Raw genomic sequence first — 23547 nt, 5'->3', positions numbered from 1 at the left:
GCAGGGAGAGCGTGCCGCGGGCGCCGGCGCCGGCATCGGCCAGCGTGCCGCCGAAGCTCGTGCCGCCCTGCGTGATGGCGAGCGGGGCGCTGCCCAGCAGCACCAGGCCATCCCCCGCCAGCGAGGCGACGGTCATCCCGCGCGCGAAGGTGAAGGCGAGGTTCGCCGTGGCGCCGGCCGCGACGAAGAGCGGTCCCGAGCCTATCAGCCCCCCCTGGAGGACAAGGCTGCCGGCCATCACCCGCGTCGGCCCCTCATGGTTGAGCCCGCTGCTGACGAGCAGCCGGCCCCCGCCGGTCAGCGTCAGCCCGCCCGGCCCGCTGGTCGTGGCGATCTCATTCAGGGTCAGCGTCGTGCCCGGCGCCGGCGCCAGGGCGCCGCCCGCGCCCTCCAGCGCCATGGGCCGGCTGATGGTGAAACTCGCGGTGGTGGCGAGGGTGCCGCCGGCCAGGGTGATGAGGCCACGGGCCGGCGTGCCGAGATTGACGTCCGCGCCCACGGAGAGCGTCCCGCCGGAAATCACCGTGCCGCCGGTATAGCTGTTGGCGCCGGTCAGCGTCGTCGTGCCTGGGCCGGCCTGCCGGAGCAGGCCGCTGCCGGAGATGGCATTGGCGATGGTGACGGCATCCGCGCGGTTGATGGCGAGCGTCGCGTCGTTCACGACCGCGCCGGTGCCGAGCGTGCCGCCGGGACCGAGTTCCAGCGTGCCGGCGCTGATGGTGGTGCCGCCGGTATAGGTGTTGGCGCCGGTGAGCGTCACCGTCCCGGCGCCGCTCTGCCGGAGCGCGCCCGCGCCGGAGATGACCTGCGGCAGCGTGAGGCTGCCCGACGCATTCACCTCCAGCCGCGCCCCGGCCGAGACGGCGACCGAGGGGCTGCCCAGCGCGCCGCCATCGCCCAGGCGCAGCGCGCCCTGGGTCACCTGCACGGCCGAGAGGCGGCTGGCGCCGGTCAGCGTCAGCGTGGCCGTGCCCTCCTTGGTGAGCGTGCCGCCCGTGCCATCGGCGCCGAAGGCGGCGCCCGAGGCCTGGTCCGTGTTGTTGCCGCCCAGGCGGATCTCCTTGCCCCCGAGCGAGACCTCGCCCTCGCCCGAGAGCGTGCCGAGGCGGAAGGAGGTGCCCTGGAACAGGGGGAGGTAGAGCACCGCATTGCCTTCCAGGCGCAGGCTGGCCTGCGGCGCGTCCTGGCTGCCGCGGAAGGCGACATGGCCGCCCCTGCCGCCGAAGCTGCCGCCCTCGGCGGTGATGCGGGCCGTGCCGGCCGTCGCGTCGCCCAGGAACTCCAGGCTCCCGCCGCCGCCCCCCGTGCCGCTGATCGCGGGGTTGCCCGACCCGCCCAGAAGCCGGATGGTGGAATCGGCCGCGGTGCTCCGGTCCTGGAAGACCAGCCGCGCACCGATCGTGTCATAGCCGATGGAGCCGCCGATGGTGAGCCTGGCCGTCGCCGCCGTCGCGTCGTCGCGCAGCTCGACCAGGCTGCCCGCCGGCTGCCAGCTCGGCCCGCCGCGATTGATGATGGTGGCGGCACCCATGCTCGCCTGGTCACGGAAGGTGATGGTCGGGATGGCGATCCAGTAGGAGGGCGCCGCCTCGTTGATCAGCGTCGCCGTCGCCGCCGTGCTGGTGCCCTCGAAGCGGATCTCGTTCGTCGCCGCGGAGACGAGGCCGTCGCCGGCCGTGTTCGTGTAGGTGCCGCTCCCCGCGCTCGCCGTGCCGAGGAAGCGCAGGAGGCCGCCGGGCACGCCGCCCGTCACCGCGCCCCGCACCACATGCGTGTTGTTGCCCGCATGCGCGCCGCTCTCGTAGATCAGCGTGCCGCCCTCGGCGACCGTCACGGTCGCGTTGCTGGACAGCGTGGCCCCGGCGGCGATGCCGAGCGTGCCGGCCGTGACGCTGGTGCCGCCCGTATGCGTGCTGGCCCCGGTGAGCGTGAGCGTGCCGGTGCCCGCCTGCGTCACGCCGCCCGTGCCCGAGATCACGCCGCCATAGGTCACGGCATCGCTCCGGTTGAAGACCAGAAGCGCGTTGTTCGTGATGTTGCCCGCGACGCTGCCCGTTGTCCCGCCATCGCCGATGCTGAGCCGCCCGGCGCTGATGGTGGTGCCGCCCGTGTGCGTGTTCGCGCCGGTCAGCGTCAGCGTCCCCGTGCCCGCCTGGGTGAGCGTGCCCGCGCCGGAGATCGCGCCCCCATAGGTCAGGGCGGTGGCGCGCTCGAAGACCAGCGCGCCGGCATTGGCGATATCGCCCGAGAGGCTGCCGGTGACGCGCAGGGTGCCGCCCGACGCGATGCTGGTGCCGCCCGTATGGGTCGCGGCGCCGCTGATGGTGAGCGTGCCGCCACCCGCCTGCGCGAGGCTGCCCGTGCCGGAGAGGTTGCCGGCGAGCGAGACGGCCCCGGGCCGCGCGAAGACCAGCGCGCCCTCATTCGCCACCCTCCCCGTCCCCAGCGTGCCCGTGCCCTCGACGCGCAGCGTCGTGCCGCTGTTGATCGTGGTGAGGCCCGAATGGCTGTTGGCCCCCGTCAGCGTCAGCACGCCCGGCCCCGCCTGGGTCAGCGCGCCGCTGCCCGAGATGGCGTTGGCGAGTGTCACTGCATCACCCCGGTTCACCACCAGCGCGCCATTGTTCAGGACGGCGCCGCCGCTGATCTGCCCCGAGGTGCCGCCATCCCCCACCTGGATGGTGCCGCCCGCGTTGATGGTGGTGAGGCCCGTGTGCGTGTTGGCACCGGTCAGGATCAGCGTACCGCTGCCCGCCTGCGTCAGCGTGCCGGTGCCGGAGATGGCGTTGGCGAGCGTGACCGTGTCATTCCGCGCGAAGACCAGCGCCGCGTTGTTGGTGATGCCGCCGCCACTCAGCGCGCCCGCGCCCTCGATGCGCAGCGTGCCGGCCGTGATCGTCGTGGTCCCGGCATAGGTGCTGGCGCCCGAGAGGGTGAGCGTGCCGGCCCCCAGCTTCTCGAAGCCGCCCGTGCCCGCGATCACGCCCGCGAAGCTGCCCGAGGAGATCTGCGTGGTGGCGCTGCCGGTGAGCGTGCCCGCCCCTTGCAGATTGCCGATGGTGCCGGTCAGCGCGCCGTAGTCGAGCGTGGCGCCGGAGGCGATGGTGACGCTGCCGGCCAGCTGCGTGAGCTGGTTGAGCGCGAGATTGCCGGCGGCGAGCCGGCCGCCCGCGATGGTGAGCGCGATGGTGGCGGGCGAGAAGACATCCACCGTCGCGAAATCCGCCACCACCCGCCCCGTCTCCGTGGCCGAACCGATGGTGAGCGTGGTGCCGGGCCGGAGCGAGAGCGCGCCCGTCAGCGTCAGCGTCTCGCCCGTGGCGGCAGCGAGGCGGCCGCTCGCATTGTCGGTGAGGTTGATGGCGTTGCCGAGCGTGCCGGTCACATTCGCGCGCAGGCCGCCGCCCGTCATCGTGACCAGGCCCGTGCCGGCGGCGTCCATGTGGCCCAGCGCCAGCGTTCCCGCGCTGATCGTGGTGCCGCCCGTGTGGCTGTTCGCCGCCGTCAGCGTCAGCACGCCGCCGCCCGCCTGGGTCAGCGTGCCGCTGCCGGAGATCTGGTTGGCGACGGTCAGCGCATCGCTGCGGTTGAAGACGAGCGCGCCGTCATTGATCACCGCCCCCGTGCCGAGCGTGCCCGATGTGCCGCCCGCGCCGATCTGCAGCGTGCCGCCGCTGATCTCGGTGGTGCCGGTGTAGCTGTTGGCGCCGCTGAGCGTGAGCGTGCCGCTGCCGGTCTTCTCCAGGCTGCCGCTGGTGCCGGTGATGGCGCCCGAGAAGCTGCCCTCGCGGATCCGGATCAGGTCCGTATTGGTGAGCGTGCCGGCACCCTGGAGGTTGCCGATGGTGCTGAGCCGCCCGTCCAGGTCGAGCGTGGCGCCGGACCGGATGGCGACGCTGGCGGCGTTGGCGGTGAGGTCGTTGAAGGCGAAGCCGCCCGAGACCACGCGCCCGGCCGCGATGACGAGGGCGGTGGTGGCGAGGTCGGTCGTGTCCACGCTCCCGAAGCCCGCCACGATCGTGCCCGTGGCGCCGCTGGCGCCCAGCGTCAGCGTGGAGCCGGCCAGCGTCGTCAGCCCGCCGCTGAGCGTGAGCGTGGTGCCGGCGGCGGCGGCGATGGTGGCGTTGGCGCCCCCGGTGATCCGGATGTCCTGCGCCAGCGTCGCATCCACGGCCGTGCGCAGCGTGGCGTCGCCGATGGTGATGAGGCCGGCGCCCAGCGCCGCGGCGTGGCCCAGCACCAGCGCGCCGGACTGGATGCTGGTGCCGGCGGAGAAAAGGCCCGCGCCGTTCAGCGTGAGCGTGCCCGCCCCGGTCTTGCTGATGGAGCCGAGGCCCGAGATGCCGGCGGCGAGCGTGGCGTCGGTGGCTTGCGCGAATTCCAGCGCGGCGAAGCCCTGGAGCGCGATGACGCCCTGCACCGAACCGCCCGCGCCGAGGGTGAGCTGGTTGGTCCCGCCCAGCAGATCCAGGGCGGCGGCGCCCTGGGTGCCATTGCCGCTGAGCCCGGCCGAGAGCGTGGCGTTGAGGGTGAGCGAGAGGCCCTCGCCCCGGATGCCCACGCCGCCCTCGGCGAAGGGGCCGCCACCCGCGCCGCCCGAGACATTCGCGTTGATCTGCAGCGTGACGCCGTCGGTCGAGGTGAAGGTGATGCCCGCGCCGCCCTGCCCGCCATCGCCCGGCAGGCCCGTGGGGGAAGCGCCGCCCGCGCCACCCGCGCCGCCGGTGACGGGGTCGAAGAGCGTGCCGGCATTGCCCGGGGCGATGAAGACGAGGCCGGTGCCGCCCCCGCCGCCCCCGCCGCCCGCATCGGCCCCCGCGCCGCCCGCGCCGCCCGCGCCGCCGGTGATCGGCCCGCTGGGAAGGATGGAATCGACCAGGCCATGGGCACCACCGCCGCCGCCGCCGCCCGCGAGGGTGCCATCCGCGCCGGGACTGCCGGCCGCGCCGGGGCCGCCGCCGCCCGCCCCGCCGGGCGCATCGCCCGCGCCGCCGGCGCCGCCCGTATCGCCCGCGCCGCCACCGCCGCCACCGAAGGACGCGTTATCGCCGCCGGCGCCGCCCGCGGAAAAATTGCTGCCGGAGCCGCCCGCGCCGCCGATGCCCGAGCCACCCTGGCCGCCCTGAGCCAGGGCATCGCCGCCGATCAGGGCCGTGGATGCCAGGAGGGCCAGCAGAAAACGTGAAAACTCCAAACCGGCGACCATCCTGGTTGCATGCGCGTTGCGTCACGCTACCCAGAATGCGCCGGCCTGATCCAGTGCGGCCGCAGGTTATTCCGCGGCCGCAACCGGCTTGGCGGTGTCGCCATGCTTGGCCCCCTTGCGGGGGCCCTCATGCGCCATTTCGCCCATCGCCTTCTGCACATGGGCGGAAAAGACGTATTCGGCCGGGCGCTGGTTCGAGAGGTCGATCTCGGGCGCCATGGGGCCTTCGGTGCGCGGGCCGCGCAACTGGGCGGCGACGGCCTTCCAGGGGCGCTTGATGGCATCGAGCGCGGCCGTCGCCTCGAAGCCGGAATGCACCATGCAGTCGGCGCATTTCTCATAATTGCCGACGCCGTACTTGTCCCAGTCGGTGGTTTCCATCAGCTCCGTGAAGCTCTTCGCGTAGCCCTCGCCCAGCAGGTAGCAGGGGCGCTGCCAGCCGAAGATGTTGCGCGTGGGATTGCCCCAGGGCGTGCAGTGGTAGCTCTGGTTGCCGGCGAGGAAATCGAGGAAGAGCGGGCTGTTGCCCATGCGCCACTTGGGCTTGTCCTGGCCGGTGTTGTGGCGGAACACGTCGCGGAAGAGGTTCTTGGTCGCCTGGCGGTTCAGGAAGTGCTTCTGGTCCGGCGCGCGCTCATAGGCGTAGCCGGGCGAGAGCATGATGTTGTCCACGCCCATCGCCGTCACCTCGTCGAAGAACTTCGCGGTGCGCCCGGCATCGGCATTGTTGAAGAGGGTGCAGTTGATGGCGGTGCGGAAGCCGGCGGCACGGACCTTCTTCAGCGCCTCGACGGCGCGGTCATACACGCCCTCCTGGCTCACGGCCCAGTCATGCTGCGCCTTGTCGCCATCCAGGTGGATGTCCCAGATGAAGCGGGGATGCGGCTTGTAGGCCTCCATGCGCTTCTCGAGCAGGAGCGCGTTGGTGCAGAGGATGACGATGCGGCCCTGCTTGAGCAGGCCGTCCACGATCTGCGGCATCTCCTTGTGCAGCAGCGGCTCACCGCCCGCGATGGCGACGACGGGGGCGCCGCATTCGAGCGAGGCCTCCAGGCACTCGGCCACGGAGAGGCGCTTGTTCAGAATCTCATCCGGGTAGTCGATCTTGCCGCAGCCCGCGCAGGCGAGGTTGCAGCGGAACAGGGGCTCCAGCATCAGGACGAGCGGGAAGCGCTTGCGGCCAGCCAGTTGCTGCTTGACCACATAGGCCGCGACCTTGGCCTGTTGCGCCAGTGGAATACCCATGCCGATTCCGCTCCGGTTCCATCGAAGACCGAGCCTCTAGCACGGGGAATGCGGCGCTGCGAAGGCAAGTCGGGCCGGCGACCCGCCGCGCGCCCCGGACCGAAATGTACAAAAATTGAAACTTGTTGGTGTCCCAGGCATGCACAATCATGGGTTGAGCGAATCCATGGAGGGGCACGCATGTTGGCTCGAGTGAAAGCGAACCCGCAGGTCAGGCGCTGGGCCGGCGCGGCCGCGCTTCTGCTGGGCGCGGGCGGCCTGGGCGGTGGCGGGGCGCTGGCCCAGACCGCCGTGCCGACGAGCGGCCTCTATATCGGCGCGGGGGGCAGCATCAATGTCGCGCGGTTCGACACGCAGAACACCTATTTCGCCGGCGTGTCGGACGCCTTCCAGAACGGCGTGCGGGTGCTGAGCGGGGCGGCCGAGGGACCGGCGCGCAACCCCATCGGCAGCGACGTCGCCGCGGCGCCGAACGCGCAGATCGGCTATTACCGGAACTTCCGCGACAGCCGCTGGCTCTGGGGGGCCAAGGCCTCCTACAGCTACCTGGGCGCGAGCGCCTCGGCGAGCAACTCGCTCCTGCCGCAGTTCGGCGGCTTCACGACGACGGACGGAACCTACGTCCCCTTCACCGGCAATGGCGTGGCGCGCTCCTACCAGATGCGGGCGCAGCACCAGGTCACGCTCACCCCCTTCCTCGGCTACACGACCGACCGGGGCTTCCTCTATCTCGGCGGCGGGCCGACGCTCACCCGCATCCAGACCGATGTGAACGGGCTGATCGGCTTCGCCGACATCAACGGCCAGGTCACCAATGTCTCCGGTCCGCCGCAGAACTTCTCGAGCGCCGGCTGGGTCTGGGGCGGGATGGTCATCGCGGGCGTCACCTGGTTCCTGACGCCCGACTGGTTCCTGGACTTCGCCTATACCGCCTCCGCCACGCAGCGGCAGTCGGGCGTGCACAACAGCCCCTTCATCAACACCGCCGACCCCCGGGGCGTGACCCAGGGCAGCGTGTTCCTCAGCACCTCGGGCGGCGTCGTCATCCAGGGGGCGACGCTGACGCTGAACCGCCGCTTCTGAGGCGGGCGGCTGACGGCGCGGGGGTGGCGGGCGGCAGGGCCGTTCTTGCCGGAATGCCATGCATCCGGCCCGGGCATGGCGGGCTGCGCCTGCGCGCGTGGACTTGGCGCGCCCTGGCGGATAATCAGTGCCTCCGGCCATCCTGCCGGCGCCCCGCCCCGATGGAGTCCCTCCCCCGTGAGCCACGCCGCCACCAGCCAGATCCTGAACGAGCTGGAAGCCCGCCTCTCCGGCAGCCTGGATGACAACCTCGCCGGCCGCCTGCCCGATGCGGGCACGGTCGCCGCCGCCGATGCCCGCGCGCGGCATTGGAAGAGCCCGCACAAGGGCCGCCTCAGGCCCGGCTCGCCCGAGCACAAGCAGGCGATGTGCGCGATGTTCGCAGAGACCTTCAACCCCTACAAACCCAGCGTCATCAACTGGCCCAAGCTCGATGCCGAGGCGCTGCACCGCATCACCTCGCTGCCCATCTGGGACATCGCGGTGCAGACCGAGGGCAAGGCGCGGCTGCGCATGTCCGCCTATGCCGAGACGCTGGCCGACCCCGAGCTGCGCGAGACCATCGCGCGCAATGGCTGGGAGGAGAACCGCCACAAGGAGGTGCTCTCCCGCCTCGTCGAGGCCTATGGCATCAAGCTCGCGCCCGAGCCGGAATACGTGAAGCCCAAGGACACCGAGTGGGCCTATCTCGTCACCGGCTTCAGCGAATGCGTGGACAGCTTCTTCGCCTTCGGCCTCTTCGAGATGGCGCGGCAATCGGGCTTCTTCCCGGAGGAACTCACCGAGACCTTCGAGCCGGTGATGCAGGAGGAATGCCGCCACATCCTGCTGTTTGCCAATTGGCTGGCCTGGCACCGCGCCACCATGCCGCTCTGGCGCCGGCCCTGGTTCGAGATGCGGGTCTGGGCGGTCTGGGTCTTCCTGGGCTGGGAGCGCATCGGGCTCGCCAAGACCGTGGATGGCGACGGCAAGGAGCGGGTGCAGGACAACAACTTCACCGTCACCGGCGGCAAGGCGGTGGCGGCCAAGGAATACAGCATGGCCGAGATCATGGACCTCTGCCTCGCCGAGAATGACCGCCGCTTCGCGGGCTATGACGAGCGCCTGCTGCGCCCCACCACCATGCCCTTCCTGGTGCGCCTCGCGCGGCGCTTCATGCGCGCGCCCAAACCGGCCTGATGGAGAGCGGGCTCGCCCCTGCCCTGCTGGAGGCGAGCGCGCTGGCGGCGCGCAGCGCGCTGCTGGGGGGTGCCGCCTTCCTGGTGGCGGTGGCGAGCCCGCTGGCGCGGCGCCTGCCGCCGGGCCAGGGTGCGACGCTGATGGCGCGGACGCAGCTTTTCCTGAGGCTGGCCGCGCTGGCGACGATGGGCCTCGCCATCGCGCAGCTCTTCGCCGGGCAGTTCGGCGCGATCGGCGTGATCCTGGCCGCGCTGGCGCCGCTGGTGCTGGCCCCGCGCGAGGGGCCGGCGCCGCGCCTCGCCCTCGTCATCCTGGCGTTCAGCGCGGCGGCGATGGTGCTGGGCGTGACGGAGGGCCGGCTCAGCCTGCTCCAGCCGGGGAGCGTGACGCTGGCCACCTTGCTGCGCGAGGCCGGCGCGGCGCTCTGGATGGGCAACCTGCCGCTGCTCTGGATGCTGCTGCGCCCCGCCTGGCCCGCTTCCGTGCCGCAGGCGATCGGCATGCGGCATGCGGGGCTGATGCTGGCCGGCATGGCGCTGGTGGCGCTGGGTCTGTTCCTGGCCGCGCCGCATCGCGGCCTGCTGTTCGGCGCGGAGGCCTTCCCGCTTCTCGCCATCACGGCCGGCTTCGTCCTCCTCGCGCAGATCGCGGCGGGGTTGCGCGTGCTGCTGCTCCTGGCCGCCGGGCGGGCCGCGCCGGCGAGCCTCTGGCTGCCGCGGCTGCGCTGCGTGGTGGAGGTGGAGCTGCTGCTCTCGCTGGCGCTCTGCGGGCCCATCGTGGCGCTGTTCCGGCTGGGTGCCACGGGTCTGGAGCCGGCGGCCGGGCCCGATCCCGGCGCGCTGCTGCCGCATTTCGGGCTGCATGGGCTGGGGCCGGTGGAGACCGGCGGGCTGGTGCTGCTGCTGATCGCGGCGCTGGCCTGGCTGAACCGGCTGGGCGGCGCGCCCGTGGCGCGCTTCGCCCCGCTCCTGCTGCTGCCGCTCGGACTGGGGCTGGCCTGGGGTGCCTCGGGCATGGCGCTGGCGCTGGCCGCGCTGGTCACGGTGGCGGGCCTGGCCGAGGCCTGGGTGGTGTTTCGCGGCAGCGCCGGGGGGCTCGGCATGGTGCTGCCCTTCGCGGTGATCCTGGGCGTGATCCTCGTGCTGGCGGGTTCGCCGCCGCGCTGGGCGCTGCTGCCCTGCTTCCTGGCCATGCTCGCGCTGCTGATCCGCTGGGCGGCGCTGCGCCTGCCCGAGCGGCGCGACCGCGCTTTGGCGGCGCTCGCCTGGCCTGTCGCGCTGGGCGCGCTCGGCCTCGTTCTGGTGCTCGCGCATGATGTCTGATCCGGCGGCCGGGCTCGGCCGCATCGTCGTGGCGCTGGTGCGGCTCTCGCTGCGCCGGACGATCCTCATGCTGCTGCTGCTGGCGCTGGGCACCGCGGGCGCCGGCTGGCTCGCCGCCACGCGCTTCGCCCTCGATTCCGACGTGACGAAGCTGTTTCCCCAGGACCTCCCCTGGCGCATGGCGGAGCGGCAGATCGAGGCCGCCTTCCCGCAGCGGCAGGACCTCATCGTCATCGTGCTGGATGCAGAGGAGGCGCGCGAGGCGGAGCGCCGGGCGGCGGCGCTGGCGGGCGCCTTGCGCGCGCATCCCGGCCTGTTCCGCAGTGTGCGACGGCCCGATGAGGGGCGCTTCTGGGCGACCCATGGCCTGCTCTACCTGGATCTGCCCGAGGTGCAGTCCATCACCGAGCAGATCATCGCGGCCCAGGGGCTGCTCGGCCCCTTCGCAGCCGATCCGAGCCTGCGCGGTGTCGCCGATCTGCTGCGGCTGATGGGTGAAGGGCTCGCGCGGGGCGAGGCGGATACGGCGCGGCTGGCGGCCCCCCTGGCCGCCTTCGCCGAGGCGGCGAAAGGGGCGCTGCAAGGCCGGGTGGTGGCGCCGGACTGGGAAAAGCTGCTGACCGGCCGTGCGCCGCGCCCGCTGGAACTGCGCCGCCTGATCCTGGTGCAGCCGGCGCTGGACTATGAGCAGCTCACCGCCGGTGCGGCCGCCACCGAGGTGATCCGCGCCGAGGCGGCGCGGCTGGCCATCCCGATCCGCCTCACCGGCCCCGTGCCCATGGCGGATGAGGAATTCGCCACCGTCAGCGCGGGCGCCGTGGAGAACAGCATCGTCTCCTTCGTGCTGGTCGGCGTGCTGCTCTGGATGGCGCTGCGCTCCTGGCGGCTGATCTGGCCGCTGCTCGTCCTCATCGTGGTGGGGCTGGTCTGGACCGCGGGCTTCGGGCTGCTGCTGGTGGGCAGCTACAACCCGCTTTCCATCGCCTTCGCCGTGCTCTTCATCGGGCTCGGGGTGGATTTCGGCATCCAGTACGCCGTGCAGTACCGGGCCGAGCGGGCGCATCTGCCGGAGCTGCGCCCCGCCCTCGAACAGGCCGCGCGCCTGGCGGGCCCGGGGATGACGCTGGCGGCGCTGGCCGTCACGCTCAGCTTCCTCTCCTTCTGGCCCACGGATTATCGCGGTGTCGCGGAACTCGGCCTCGTCGCGGCGCTGGGCATGGTGATCGGCTGGTTCCTGGCGATGACGCTGCTGCCCGCCCTGCTGGTGGTGGCGCGCCCGCGCGGCGAGGCGCGGGAGGTGGGCTACCCGGCGCTGCGCCCCGTGGATTCCTGGCTCTCGGTCAATGCGGGCGGTGTCGCGCTCATGGCGCTGGCGCTGGCCGCCATCTGCGTGGCGAGCCTGCAATGGCTGCGCTTCGACACCAACCCGATCAACCTGCGCGATGCCGGCGCGGAATCGGTCGCCACCTGGCGGGACCTGGCGCGCAGTGCGGAGACCAACCCCAACACGCTGGAGGTGCTGGCCCCCGACCTCGCCGCCGCCGAGGCGCTGGCGCGGCGCCTGGCCGCCCTGCCCGAGGTGGCGCGGGCGACGACGCTGGCCGATTTCATCCCGGGCCAGCAGGCCGAGAAGCTCGCCCTGATCGAGGATGCGGCGATGCTGCTGGGCCCCGCGCTGGCGGCCGAGCCGCGCCCCGCCCCCGATGCGCTGGCCGAGGTGGCGGCCCTGCGCGCGGCGGCCAGCGAACTCGCGCCCCTGCCGGGCGAGGCGGCGCGGCTGGGGCGGGCGCTGGCGCAGCTCGCGCGCGGGGGGGCCGAGGCGCGGGAGAATTTCACCGCCGCCACCGTGCCGGGGCTGGACGAATTGCTCGCCCGCATCCGCGACATGCTGGCCGCCGCCCCGGTGACGCCGGAGAACCTGCCGCCCGAAATCCGCGCGGAATGGATGACGCCCGATGGCCGCGCGCGGGTGGAGGCGGTACCGCGGCCCATCGCGGAGGATGAGACCACGCTGCTCGTGCGCTTCGCCGCCGCCGTGCGCGCCATGGCGCCCGAGGCCACGGGGCTCGCCGTCTCGATGCAGGAATCCTCGGCCACCATCCAGCGCGCCTTCCTGCAATCGGGCCTGCTGGGGCTGGTCTTCGTGCTCGCCCTGCTGTGGCTGACGCTGCGCTCGCTCAGGCTCTCGCTGCTGGCGCTCGCCCCGCTGGCACTCGCCGGGCTGATGACCATGGCGCATTGCGCGCTGCTGGGGCCCGACCTCAACCTCGCCAACATCATCGCGCTGCCGCTGCTCTTCGGGCAGGGGGTCGCCTATGACATCTACTTCGTCGCCGCCTGGCAGCAGGGAAGGCGGGACCTGCTGGCGAGCCCGCTGAACCGGGCGGTGATCTATTCGGCCGTGACCAATGCGGCGGCCTTCGGGGCGCTGGCGCTCTCGCCGCATCCGGGCACGGCCAGCATGGGCGTCGTGCTCTCGGTCAGCCTCGTCTATTCGCTGCTCTGCGTGATGCTGGTGCTGCCGCCGCTGCTCAAGCTCTTCGCGCCGCGCCCGCGGGGCTGAGCCCGCCTTTTCCGGATTTTGCATTTTGCAACGCACCACGCGGCCCGGTCCGCCCGCTTGCAGGATGCGAGGCGAAGGGACCGCCGGAAAATTTCATATTTTCCGTAACTTGAACTCCCCCGGGCTGCCGCCCTTGCCGGCACACCGCATGCAACGCCTCCGGCACACGCCGCATCCGAGGGGTTTGCACCATGGTTCGTCCCATCATCACCGGCACCGCCAACGCCGACTGGCTGCACCTGCAGGCCGTGGCCCAGGCGGTCGAGGTGACCGCCGGCGCGGGCGATGACGGCATCTTCGCCGGGGCCTTCGACGACATGCTGCGCGGCGGTTCCGGCCACGACCTCATCTGGGGCAACGCGGGCAGCGACACCATCCTGGGCGAGACCGGCAATGACCAGGCCTGGGGCGGCGACGGCGATGACAGCCTGGATGGCGGCGCCGGCCAGGACCTGCTCTGGGGCGATGCGGGCAACGACACCATCCTGGGCGGCGCGGGCCAGGACCAGCTCTGGGGTGGCGAGGGAAATGACAGCCTGGACGGCGGCGCGGGCCACGACATGCTCTGGGGCGGCTCGGGCCATGACAGCATGGCGCTGGGCGAGGGCAACGACCAGGCCTGGGGCGAGGACGGCGATGACCGCATCTCGACCGGCGCGGGCAACGACACGGTCTGGGCCGGCCAGGGCGATGACAGCATCACCGCCGGGGCCGGGAATGACAGCATCACGGGTGACCAGGGCGACGATCTGATCGACGCGGGCGCCGGCCACAACACCGTCCATGGCGGCGTGGGCCGGGACCGCGTCACCGCCGGCGCGGGCAACGACACCATCACCGGCGACCAGGGCGATGACGTGATCGACGCGGGTGCGGGCAACAACACGGTCTGGTCCGGCCAGGGCGATGACAGCGTCATCACCGGCGCCGGCCATGACGAGATCGGCACCGACGAGGGCCATGACACGGTCCAGTCCGGCGCGGGGAATGACCGCATCTACGGCAATGGCGGCAATGACAGCCTGGACGCCGGCGCGGGCAACGACTTCGTCACCGGCGATGCGGGCAACGACAGCATCAACGGCGGCGCCGGCAATGACAGCCTCTTCGGCGGCGCGGGCGATGACCGGATCATCGCCGGCGACGGCGCCGACCGCATCTATGCCGATGCCGGCAATGACACGGTGGTGCACAGCCGCGGCACGGTGAATGGCGACTTCTTCAACGGCGGCGCCGGCTTCGACACGCTCGCCTTCGACATGACCCTGGCCCAGTGGCAGGACAGCGCCTTCCAGGCCGAGCTCGGCACCTACATGGCGCGCCTCAACGCGGGCCGGACCGGCCTGTTCGACTTCGCCTCGCAGGGCCTGAAGGTGACCAGCTTCGAGGCCGTCTCCGTCACGGTGGATGGAAAGGCCGTACCCACGACCGATCACGCCGTCACCGCGCGCGCCGACGCCTTCCAGGTGAGCGAGGATGCGGCGCGCCTCACCGGCAACCTGCTGGCCAATGACAGCGTGGCCGACTTGGTGGCGAAGATCGAGATCCTGGGCGCGGCCAGCGAAGGCACGCTGAGCCTGGGTGCGAACGGCGCCTTCACCTGGGAGGGCGGCGATGCCTTCCAGTCGCTCAAGGCCGGCGAGAGCCGCATCGTCACCTTCTCCTACAAGGTGACGGACAGCGACGGCGACACGGGCACGGCCGAGGCCAGCATCACCGTGGTGGGCGAGAATGACGCGCCGGTGGCCGGCGCCGACGAGGCCAAGACCGACGAGGACACGGCGATCAAGCTCGACCTGCTCGGCAATGACAAGGACGTGGACGGCGATGCGCTGACCCTGGTGGGCGTCTCGGCCTCCGAATACGGTGCGGCGATCAGGCTCGATGGCGGGGTGGTGGTCTATGACCCGTCGGCCTCCGCCAAGCTCCAGGCGCTGGGCGCGGGCGAGGCGGTGACGGACAGCTTCACCTACACCCTGCGCGACGCGAACGGCGCCGAGGTGACGCAGACCGTGAAGATCACGCTGGCCGGCCTGGACGACAAGCAGGAGGTCACGGGCAGGCTCGTCGCCTCCTTCGAGGAGGGCCTGGGCAAGGGCTGGCAGGACACGGGCGACGTCGAAACCGTCAAAGGCGGCACGGAGGGCAAGATGGCCGCGCTGCTCTCCACCGACGACGCCAAGGACCAGAAGCAGGTCGAAGGCTGGCTGCAGCTCGACAAGGGCACGCTCGACAAGCTCGGCTATGGCGATGCCGAGGAGGGCTCGGCCATCCGCGCCAAGGTCGAGCTGGAAGCGGGCGACACGCTGAACTTCGACTGGCTCTTCGGCGCCGCCGCCAAGTCCGGCGGCAATGACTTCGCCTTCGTCACGCTGCGCCATGACGGCGCGAACCAGGTCTTCGGCCTGGCCGATGTGAAGATGGTCGGCCAGGGCAAGGACAGCGGCTGGCAGGGCTTCTCCTTCAAGGCGGAGGAGGCCGGCAGCTACGAGATCGGCATCGGCGTGATGGATGTGGGCAGCAGCGACGGCCACTCCACCCTGATGCTGGACAATATCTGGATCGGCTGAGGCGGCGGGGCCGCGCTCCGGCAGGCTCGGATCGCGGTTTGCATTGCTTTTTGTTTATTTTTTGACAATCTTCCGGACAAGAAACCGGAGGAGATGTCCCATGCGTCGTCGTCACCTGGCGGGCGCGGCCCTGCTGCTCGCCGCCCCCGCCGTCCAGGCTCAGGCCCCCTGGCCCGACCGCCCCGTGCGGATCATCGTCCCCTTCCCGCCCGGCCAGAGCACGGACATCGTGGCGCGGCTGGTGGCCGACGAGCTCTCCCGCCGCTGGCCGCAGCGGGTGGTGGTGGAGAACCGGGCGGGCGGCGCGGGCGTGCCGGCGATGGAGGCGGCGGCGCGCTCCGCCCCCGATGGCGCCACGCTGGTGGCGGGCTCGATCGGGCCCATGGCGGTGAACGCGGCCGTCATCCCGCGCCTCTCCTACGACCCGGAACGGGATTTCACGCCCATCACCAACCTGACGCTGGTGCCGCTGTGCATCGTGGCGCACCCCTCCTTCCCGGCGAATGACCCGGCGGGCTTCCTGGCCGCCGCGCGCGCCGCGACGCCGCCGCTCGCCATGGCGACGGCGGGGCCCGCCTCGGGCGCGCATATGGCGGCCGAGCTGCTGGCCCATCGCCTCGGCATCACGCTCAACATGGTGCATTACCGGGGCAGCGCGCCCGCCATCACCGACCTCGTCGCCGGCACCGTGCCGCTGATGACGGACAGCCTCGCCTCGGCCCTGCCCAATGTGCGGGCGGGGCGGCTCAAGCTCATCGGCGTCAGCACGCGGGGTCGCGTCGCCTGGGCGCCCGATGTGCCGAGCTTCGCCGAGACCATCGCGCCGGGGCATGAGGCGGTGGGGTGGAACGGCCTCGCCGCGCCGGCGGGGCTTCCGCCCGGGATCGTGGCGCGCATCAACGCGGATGTGACCGCCGTGCTGCGCGACCCGGCCGCCATCGCCCGCATCGAGGAGGCGGGAATGCTGGCCGATCCGCAGACGCCGGAGCAGTTCGCGGCCTTCCTGCGCGCCGAAATCGCGCGCTGGCGCGAGGTGGCGCGCATCGCGAATGTGACGCTGTAACCGCCGCGGGGATGTGCTTTCCTGCGGCCACAAGAACCGGAGGAAACCGCATGATCACCCGTCGCCTCGCTTTGGCTGCCCCTTCCCTGCTCGCCCTGCCCGCCACCGCGCAGACGTGGCAGCCGGAGCGCGCCATCACCATGATCGTGGCCTTCGCGCCGGGCGGGGGCACGGATGTGGCGGCGCGCACGCTGGCGCGCTTCATGGAGCGCGAGCTCGGGCAATCCGTCGTCGTCCACAACCGCGCGGGCGCGGGGGGCGAGGTGGGCTGGTCGGAACTCGCGCGCGCGCGGCCGGACGGGCTGACCATCGGCTTCATCAACACGCCCAACCTCGTCACCATCCCGATCGAGCGCCAGGCGCGCTACAAGCTCGAGGATTTCGCGCCCATCGCCAATGTGGTGGATGATCCCGGCGGCTTCTGGGTGCTGCCCGACAGCCCCTGGCGCAACCTCACTGACCTCGCCGCCGCCGCGCGCGCCGCACCCGGCACCATCAGCTACGGCACGACGGGCGTGGGTTCGGACGACCACCTGGCGACGCTGGCCTTCGAGCGGCTGACGGGGACGCGCCTGCTGCATGTGCCCTTCAACGGCTCCTCCCAGGTCCGCAACGCGATCCTGGGGCGCAACATCCAGCTGGCGGCGATGAACATGGGCGAGGGCGTGGGCGATTTCCGCCAGGGCGTGCTGCGCCCGCTCGGCCAGATGGCGGAGGCGCGCTGGGCCAACACGAATGACGTGCCCACCTTCCGCGAGCAGGGCTTCGACGTGGTGGACGGCTCGCTGCGCGGGCTCGCTGCCCCCGCCGGCACGCCGCCCGCCGTGCTGCAGCGCCTGGCTTCCGTGGTGCGCGGCGTGATGGACCACGCGGATTTCAAGGCGGCCGCGACGCAGCAGCAATTGCCGCTGCGCTTCCTCGACCCCGACCAGCACCGCGCGGTGCTGTTCGCGATGCGGGACAACTACCAGCGCATGTGGGCGCAGCATCCCTGGCGGGAGTAGGCGCGCCGGGCGTGACGCCGAAGGCGTGAATCGGCCGCGCAGCCCACGTCCGATCGCCTGAGGCGCAGCCGAGGGCGTGCATCGGCCGCGCAGCCCGCGTCCGATCGCCTGAGGCGCAGCCGAGGGCGTGCATCGGCCGCGCAGCCCACGTCCGATCGCCTGAGGCGCAGCCGAGGGCGTGCATCGGCCGCGCAGCCCACGTCCGATCGCCTGAGGCGCAGCCGAGGGCGTGAATCGGCCGCGCAGCCAATCCCCCGCTACCAGTAGCTGCCGCGCTCGATCTTCACGACGTTGGGCGGCGTGTCCTCCGGGTCGGGGCGGACCCAGGCGGCGTTCATGCGCTCCTGGAAGAACGCCTCGCCATCCCAGCGGCGGCCGCGGATGCCGAAGAGGATCTGCGTTGGACCGCCAGTGTGGAAACCCACCTTGCCCATGGCTTTCGCATGCGCCGAGAGCAGCAGCGAGATGCCGCCCGCGCCGATCAGCGCGATGTCATAGGGCGCGGCCTCCAGCGCATCGCGCATGCGCTCGAAGCGCTCCTGCCAGCCCGCCTCGGCGGGCGGCGCGAGGCCGGGGGAGAGCGGCATGCGGATGGTGCGAAGCTCGAATTCCGGCAGGATGTCGGTGCCCGGCCAGATCTCGGCGCGGCGGGCGTATTGGCGCTCGATCGTCGTGGCGAAGGGGGAGATCACGGTCACGCGCTTGCCGGCGAGATGCCGCGACCAGGGGTTGGGGAAATACCAGGGGTCGAGCGACTTCAGCGGGATGAGCCGCGCCTGGGGCGCGTGGCGGTTGAGCACCGCCGGTTCGCCCGAATAGCCCATGACGCCCATCACATCCATCGTCCCCGCGGCGGCGACGATGCGCTGGCAGAAGGCGTCGAGCGAGGCGTCGTCATCGGGGAAGAGGCCGACATTGAGGAAGGCCTGCTGCCGCAGGAGGCGCGGATAGGTGGCGCCCTTGGGGCGCTCATCCAGGTAGAAGCCGCAGAGTTCGGCCTCAAGGCCGCCGATCTTGCCGAAGGCCTTCGGCGGGCCGCTGCCGATCGCCTGTTCCAGCAGCGCATGCCCCGCCGCGTCCGAGGGCGCGAGGCGGCCGCCGAAGGCGCGGCGGATGCGCGCATCGTTCACATATTGGCGCAGGCGGAAATAGGTCGGGTGGATGGCGTCCCACAGCCAGGGCCGATCACGGACGAACTGGGCGAGAACGCGGCGGATTTCCATGATTTTGAGCATAAATGCGCCCCCCGCGCGGGACAAGCCGCGGGCCTGGCGCGCGGCGGTTCAAGTGGACAGGGCGGATGCGCTCGCCTAGATGAATCGGCGGCGAGGCGATCGGAGTCATGGAGAGAATCGGCGAGATTCCGCACCCTCGGGGCGCCCGGGGCGGCCTGCGGTGAGTGCGGCGGGCGATGCGCTCGCCGTTCCCGCGGCGCATATGCCAGGCACGCCCGCGGCCTGGGCGCCGGGCAGCTTCGCCGTGCGGGATGTGCTGACCACCGCCTTCCTGCGCCTGCCGCTGCTCATCCTCGCGCTCATCCTCCCCGTGCTGGCCGGCGTGCTGGCGGCGAGCGTGACCCGCCCGCTCTGGCCGGCCGAGGCGCTGCTGCTGGTGCAGGCGAGCCGCGAGAGCCTGGGCAGCCCGGACCCGACGGGCACCGGCCCCACGGTGATGAGCGTGGAGACGCCCAAGATCATCCAGTCCGAGGCGGAGCTGATCAATTCCGACGCGGTGCTGCGCCGCGCGCTGCTGGCCGCGGGGCCGGGCAGCATCTTCCCCGGCCTCGGCGAGCGGCGCCTCTTCGGCCTCAGGCCGGCCCTGCCCGAATCCGAATGGCTGCCGGCGGCGGCGGACCGGCTGCGCCGCGCGCTCTGGGTGCGCTTCTCGGCCAATTCCAACGTGCTGCGGGTGACGCTCTCCCTGCCCGATGCGGAGCGCGCGCGCCTCGCGCTCCATGCCGTGCTGGAGGCCTATTTCACCTATCGCGCCGAGGTCTTCGCGCAGGGGGATTCGCAGCTGCTGTCGGTCGAGACGGACCGCATGGCGGCGGACCTGCGGGCGCTCGACGCGCAGATCAGCCAGGTGCGCTCGGATGCGCGCATCCTCGACCTGCCGCAGGACATGCAGCTCGCCAATGCCCGCATCGACAGCGTGACGACGCGCATCGACGCGCTGCGCGAGCGCAAGGCGGTGACGGACGCGCAGCTCATGGCCGCCAGCGCGCGGCTCGCGAGCCACCCGCAGCGCGTGGTGGCGACGGCGGAGAGCACCAACCTCGCCCCCAATGACGACAGCCGCAACGAGCTGACGCGCCTGCTGCTGGAGCGCCGCCACATGGCCGCGCAGTTCACGCCCGACTGGCCGCCGCTGCGCGCGCTGGACCAGCGGATTTCGGCGCTGCGCGAGAGCATCGCCGCCAATGCGCGCATCCGCTTCGAGACGGTGCGCGAGGTGCGCAACCCCGCCGTGGAGCAGATCTCGCTGCGCATCGCCACACTGGAGGTGGAGGCGGACGCCATCGGCCGGCAGATGGAGGAGCTGATGGGCCAGCGGCGCGAGGCCGAGGCGCGCGCCGCCGCCCTGCTCAACGCGGAATCCGTACTGCGCGACCTGGGCCGCAGGCGGGACGCGCTGGAGGCGAGCTTCCGCCAGATCTCGGGCCGCGAGACCGGCGCGCGGGTGGCCGAGGATGCGCGCCGCGCGCGCTCGCCCACCGTCAGCGTGCTGCAGCCGGCAACGCTGCCCGCCCGGCCGCGCGACCGCAGCCTCTCCTTCATCCTGGCGGGCCTGGTCGGCGGCGTGATGCTGAGCGCGGCCGCCGCCATCCTGCTCACCCTCACCCGCCGCAGCTATGCGACGACGGAGGAAGCCACGCGCGGGCTGACGCTGCCCGTGCTGGCCAGCATCCCACGCCGCGCCTCGCTGGAGGGGGCCAATCCCAACCCGCAGATCACCGATCTCGGCTCCATGCTGCTGGATGCGCGGGCGAGCGGCGAGCGGCTCTCGCTGCTGCAATTCGTCTCGACCGGGCCGGAGGATGGGCGGGGCGCCATCGCGCTCGCCGTCGCCGCCGAGATCGCCCGCGCGCGGGGGCTGCGCACCCTGCTGATCGACCTCGAGACGGATGGGCGGCGACACCTGGCCGAGATGGGCGCGAGCCCGATGCATGACAGCCAGGACCCGGAGAATGTGCTGGCCTTCAGCACCGTCATCCCCAGCTTCTGGATCGCCTACAACGCGCATACCTCGCTGCTGACCGACCCGCATGCGGGCATTGACCGCACCGTGGCGCTGCTCACCCGGCTCCGGCGGGAACTGGACGTGGTGGTCTTCGTGGCGCCGGCCGATTCCAGCGCCTATGCCATGCGCCGCCTGACCGCGCTGATGGATGCGAATGTGCTGGTGCTGCGGGCCGAGCGCAACGACAAGGGCGCGGTGCGCCGCGCGCGGGATGCGGTGGCGGCGGCGGGCGGCAAGCTCGTCGGCTTCGTGATGAATGGCGAGCGGCCCATCATCCCCCGGCGCCTGGCCTGGCTCGCGCCATGAGGCGGCGGCTCTGGCTGGGCTTGGTGGCGCTCTCGGCCTGCGCGCCGGGCACCGACAATTTCGGCACCACGCAATCCATCGCGGTGCGGGAAACCATGCCCGAGGGCTTCGCGCCCTGGACCGACGGGCCCATCCCCTACCGCTTCGGCGCGGGGGACCGGGTGAAGGTGCAGTTCCTGCTCACACCCGAGGTGAACGAGGTGGCGCTCGTCGCCCCCGATGGCAGCATCGGCCTGCGCGCGGGCGGGCGCGTCGAGGTCGGCGGCCGCACGGCCGAGGAGGCGAGCGAGGCCATCACCCGGGCCGCGCGGCGCGTGCTGACCCACCCCATCGTCACCGTCTCGCTGGAGGAAGCGGGCGCCGCGGTCGCCTTCGTCGGCGGCTCGGTGCGGCGCGCGGGGGCCTATCCGGTGGGCGGGCGGCGCGGCGTGGTGGAGATGATCTCGCTGGCCGGCGGCCTGGATGAGGGGGCGCGCATGGACCAGGTGGTGCTGATCCGCCGCTCGCCCCAGGACCGGCCGATGCTGCGGACGGTCAATCTGCGCGGCTTCGTCTCCGGCCAGGACGCGACGGGCGACGTGCCGCTGATGGCGGGCGACATCGTCTTCGTGCCGCGCAGCCGCGTGGCCGAAGTCGGCCTCTGGGTGGACCAGGCGATCAACCGGATCATTCCCTTCTCGCGTTCCTTTTCCTACGCGATCAACCGCAACAACCCGGGCAACCTGCTGTGAGGGAGATCACGCTGCTGCGGGCGGCCAGCGTCGCCGACCTCGACGCGGAGGCCGCGACGGCGCTGATCGCGGCGCGCGACCCCGCGCTGCCGCTCGCCTATGTCGTCTCGGTCAACGCGCAGATCATGATCCTGGCGGAAGAGTCGGCGAACGGGCTGGCGGCGGCGCATGCCGGCGCCTGGCTCCGGCTGAATGACAGCCGCGTGCTGGCGCGGCTGCAGCGCCTCGTGGGCGGCGAGGCCGTGCCGGTGGCCGCCGGCAGCGACATCACGCGGCTGCTGCTGGAGCGCGTGATCCGGCCCGAGGACCCCATCACCATCATCGGCGGCGGGCCCGAGATCGTGGCGGCACTCCGGGCGCGCTTCGGCCTCACGCAGGTCGCGCAGCACGAGCCGCCCATGGGCTTCGCCGCCATCCCCGAGGCGCGGGCGGCGGCGGTGGCATTCGCGCGCGCGCATCCGGCGCGCTTCCTCTTCGTCGCCACGGGCGCGCCGCGTTCGGAGCTGCTGATGGCGCAGATGGTGGCGGAGGGCGGCGTCACGGGCGTGGGGCTCGCGGTCGGCAGCGGGCTGCTCTTCGCCGTCGGGCTCACGCGGCGCGCACCGGAATGGATGCAGCGCGCGGGCCTCGAATGGCTGCATCGCGCCTGGACCGAGCCCATGCGCCTGGGCCGGCGCTATGCGGCGGACCTGCCGCCGCTGCTGCGATTGACGTGGCGGGCCTGGCGGCGCGGCGCGTGAACTGGCCCTTCCTGCGGCGCTATATCCTCGCCTTCGGCGACCAGGGGCTGACGGCGCTGCTCTCACTCTTCGTCTCGCTCTGGCTGATCCGGCGGGGCGGGCCCGAGGAATTCGGCGCCTATGTCTTCTGGGCGAGCACGGCGCTGGTGGTCTCGACCTTCGCGGGCAGCCTGACATCGGTGCATCTGCACAGGCTGCGGCCCGCGCCGCTGGAGGGCAGGCGCAATATCGAGCGCGCGCTGCTGGCGGCGAATATCCTGCTGGCGGGGCTCGCGGCGGGGCTGACGCTGGCCGCCCTGCCGCTGCTGGGCGCGCCGCTGGCGGTCTGGGGGGCGGCGCTGCTGGTGCCGGGGACGCTGATCGGCATCTATGCGCGGGTGCTCGCCACCTCCCGCGCGCGGCTGGAGCCGGCGCTGGCCATCTCGCTCATCGTGGCGCTGGTGGTGGTGGGCGGCATGGGGCTGGGCGCGGCGCTGGGCCTGCCCGCGACCGCCAACCAGGTGCTGGTGCTGGCGGGGCTCGCCCAGGGGGGTGCCGGCGCCGTCGTGCTGTGGCGCCTCTCGCCCGGCCTCGCGCCCGACTGGGCGGGCCGGCGCTGGCGGGCGCTGCTGCGGCGCTCGCTCTGGCCGCTGGCGGGCGGCATGGCCAATGAGGTGGCGACGCGCCTCTACGTATTTCTTGTGGCCGCCTGGGGCGGCACGGCGGCCATGGCGGCGCTGGCCGCGGCGCAGACGCTGCTGCGCCCCGCGACCCTGCTGGCCGGCGCCTGGGGGGGTGCGGCGCGCAGCGCGCTGGCGCGGCTGGGCCACGCGCAGGACCATGCGGGCTTCGCGCGGTTGGTGACGCTGGGCGCGCTGGGGCCCGCGCTGGTGACGCTGCTGCTGGGCGGCGGGCTCGCGCTGTTCTGGCCCTGGGTCTCCTGGGCCGCCTATGGCGGGCGCTATGCCGAACTCGCGCCGGTGGTGCTGCTCTGGACGGTGACGATGGCGATCTCCTGCTTCGTCTTCGTCTTCGGCGTGGCCTTGCAGGCGCTGGGGCGGCTCGATGCGGCCGCGCGTTCGGACATCGCGGCGGCGGGGGTGATAGCGGCCAGCATGCCGGTGGCGCTCTGGCTGCTGCCGCCGCCGGGCGCGCTGCTGGCGATGATCCTGGGCGGCCTGGTGCAGGTGGCGATCCAGCTTCGCGCGCTCAGGGTGGCGCTGCGCCCGCGCCATCCGGGGAGCAACCGGCGTTGATGCCCGGATGGCGCATGCCACGCGGCTGATTCACGCCTTCGGTGTGCCACCGAAGCCGAT

13 protein-coding genes and 1 pseudogene are annotated in these 23547 nt (G+C 72.5%); 11 read left to right on the top strand and 3 right to left on the bottom strand.

Going from position 1 to position 23547, the window contains the following annotated elements:
• Positions 1-505 precede the first annotated feature (505 nt).
• A pseudogene (locus ACQ860_RS00730) lies at positions 506-5206 on the bottom strand (autotransporter-associated beta strand repeat-containing protein); the annotation flags it as partial.
• Positions 5207-5272: 66 nt separating this feature from the next.
• Positions 5273-6451: an adenosyl-hopene transferase HpnH gene (hpnH, locus tag ACQ860_RS00725; RefSeq protein ID WP_431301491.1), complete on the bottom strand. Its 1179-nt coding sequence runs from the start codon at positions 6449-6451 to the stop codon at positions 5273-5275.
• 192 nt (positions 6452-6643) lie between these two features.
• On the opposite strand from hpnH, the gene ACQ860_RS00720 reads away from it, so the two are divergent.
• The 7 genes from ACQ860_RS00720 (at position 6644) to ACQ860_RS00690 (ending at position 17235) form a co-directional block, all read left to right on the top strand.
• On the top strand, positions 6644-7534 hold the full coding sequence (locus ACQ860_RS00720; RefSeq protein ID WP_431301490.1) for an outer membrane protein: 891 nt from the start codon (positions 6644-6646) through the stop codon (positions 7532-7534).
• 177 nt (positions 7535-7711) lie between these two features.
• Positions 7712-8713, top strand: a complete 1002-nt coding sequence (locus ACQ860_RS00715; protein ID WP_431301489.1) for a ferritin-like domain-containing protein — start codon at positions 7712-7714, stop codon at positions 8711-8713.
• A complete protein-coding gene (locus tag ACQ860_RS00710) occupies positions 8713-10035 on the top strand; it encodes a hypothetical protein (protein WP_431301488.1) in 1323 nt (440 codons plus the stop codon). The genes ACQ860_RS00715 and ACQ860_RS00710 overlap by 1 nt, the downstream gene beginning before the upstream one ends.
• Positions 10025-12598 carry an MMPL family transporter gene (locus ACQ860_RS00705; RefSeq protein ID WP_431301487.1) on the top strand — a complete coding sequence of 858 codons (2574 nt, stop codon included), beginning with the start codon at positions 10025-10027 and terminating at the stop codon, positions 12596-12598. The genes ACQ860_RS00710 and ACQ860_RS00705 overlap by 11 nt, the downstream gene beginning before the upstream one ends.
• A gap of 191 nt (positions 12599-12789) precedes the next feature.
• Positions 12790-15168 (top strand): Ig-like domain-containing protein, encoded by a 2379-nt coding sequence (locus ACQ860_RS00700; protein WP_431301486.1) that lies wholly within the window; start codon positions 12790-12792, stop codon positions 15166-15168.
• Between the two features lie 100 nt (positions 15169-15268).
• Positions 15269-16231 (top strand): Bug family tripartite tricarboxylate transporter substrate binding protein, encoded by a 963-nt coding sequence (locus tag ACQ860_RS00695; RefSeq protein ID WP_431301485.1) that lies wholly within the window; start codon positions 15269-15271, stop codon positions 16229-16231.
• 50 nt (positions 16232-16281) lie between these two features.
• Complete coding sequence (locus tag ACQ860_RS00690) at positions 16282-17235, top strand: tripartite tricarboxylate transporter substrate binding protein (protein WP_431301484.1); 954 nt, start codon at positions 16282-16284, stop codon at positions 17233-17235.
• Positions 17236-17492: 257 nt separating this feature from the next.
• Here the strand turns inward: ACQ860_RS00690 and ACQ860_RS00685 are convergent, their stop codons facing one another.
• Positions 17493-18458, bottom strand: a complete 966-nt coding sequence (locus tag ACQ860_RS00685) for a hypothetical protein (protein WP_431301483.1) — start codon at positions 18456-18458, stop codon at positions 17493-17495.
• 172 nt (positions 18459-18630) lie between these two features.
• Here ACQ860_RS00685 and ACQ860_RS00680 point away from each other — a divergent pair, with 172 nt between their 5' ends.
• Genes ACQ860_RS00680 through ACQ860_RS00665 form a run of 4 tightly spaced genes read left to right on the top strand, consistent with a single transcriptional unit; the run spans position 18631 to position 23487 of the window.
• A complete protein-coding gene (locus ACQ860_RS00680; protein WP_431301482.1) occupies positions 18631-20781 on the top strand; it encodes a GumC family protein in 2151 nt (716 codons plus the stop codon).
• Positions 20778-21512, top strand: coding sequence for a polysaccharide biosynthesis/export family protein (locus ACQ860_RS00675; RefSeq protein ID WP_431301481.1), 735 nt, complete (start codon positions 20778-20780; stop codon positions 21510-21512). The genes ACQ860_RS00680 and ACQ860_RS00675 overlap by 4 nt, the downstream gene beginning before the upstream one ends.
• A complete protein-coding gene (locus ACQ860_RS00670; protein ID WP_431301480.1) occupies positions 21509-22252 on the top strand; it encodes a WecB/TagA/CpsF family glycosyltransferase in 744 nt (247 codons plus the stop codon). Before ACQ860_RS00675 ends, ACQ860_RS00670 begins: the two co-directional genes overlap by 4 nt.
• Complete coding sequence (locus ACQ860_RS00665) at positions 22249-23487, top strand: lipopolysaccharide biosynthesis protein (protein ID WP_431301479.1); 1239 nt, start codon at positions 22249-22251, stop codon at positions 23485-23487. Before ACQ860_RS00670 ends, ACQ860_RS00665 begins: the two co-directional genes overlap by 4 nt.
• The last annotated feature ends 60 nt before the right edge of the window (positions 23488-23547 follow it).

The organism is Sediminicoccus sp. BL-A-41-H5, assembly GCF_050632405.1.
Taxonomy (GTDB): domain Bacteria; phylum Pseudomonadota; class Alphaproteobacteria; order Acetobacterales; family Acetobacteraceae; genus Roseococcus.
The sequence above is the reverse complement of the archived record's forward strand: the minus strand, read 5'-3'. Positions and strand labels throughout refer to the sequence as shown.

Coding starts and splice junctions, on each gene's coding strand:
- ACQ860_RS00690 (WP_431301484.1), top strand. CDS start 16,282: ATGATCACCCGTCGCCTCGCTTTGGCTGCCCCTTCCCTGCTCGCCCTG.
- ACQ860_RS00675 (WP_431301481.1), top strand. CDS start 20,778: ATGAGGCGGCGGCTCTGGCTGGGCTTGGTGGCGCTCTCGGCCTGCGCG.
- ACQ860_RS00705 (WP_431301487.1), top strand. CDS start 10,025: ATGATGTCTGATCCGGCGGCCGGGCTCGGCCGCATCGTCGTGGCGCTG.
- ACQ860_RS00695 (WP_431301485.1), top strand. CDS start 15,269: ATGCGTCGTCGTCACCTGGCGGGCGCGGCCCTGCTGCTCGCCGCCCCC.
- ACQ860_RS00710 (WP_431301488.1), top strand. CDS start 8,713: ATGGAGAGCGGGCTCGCCCCTGCCCTGCTGGAGGCGAGCGCGCTGGCG.
- ACQ860_RS00700 (WP_431301486.1), top strand. CDS start 12,790: ATGGTTCGTCCCATCATCACCGGCACCGCCAACGCCGACTGGCTGCAC.
- ACQ860_RS00685 (WP_431301483.1), bottom strand. CDS start 18,458: ATGGAAATCCGCCGCGTTCTCGCCCAGTTCGTCCGTGATCGGCCCTGG.
- hpnH (WP_431301491.1), bottom strand. CDS start 6,451: ATGGGTATTCCACTGGCGCAACAGGCCAAGGTCGCGGCCTATGTGGTC.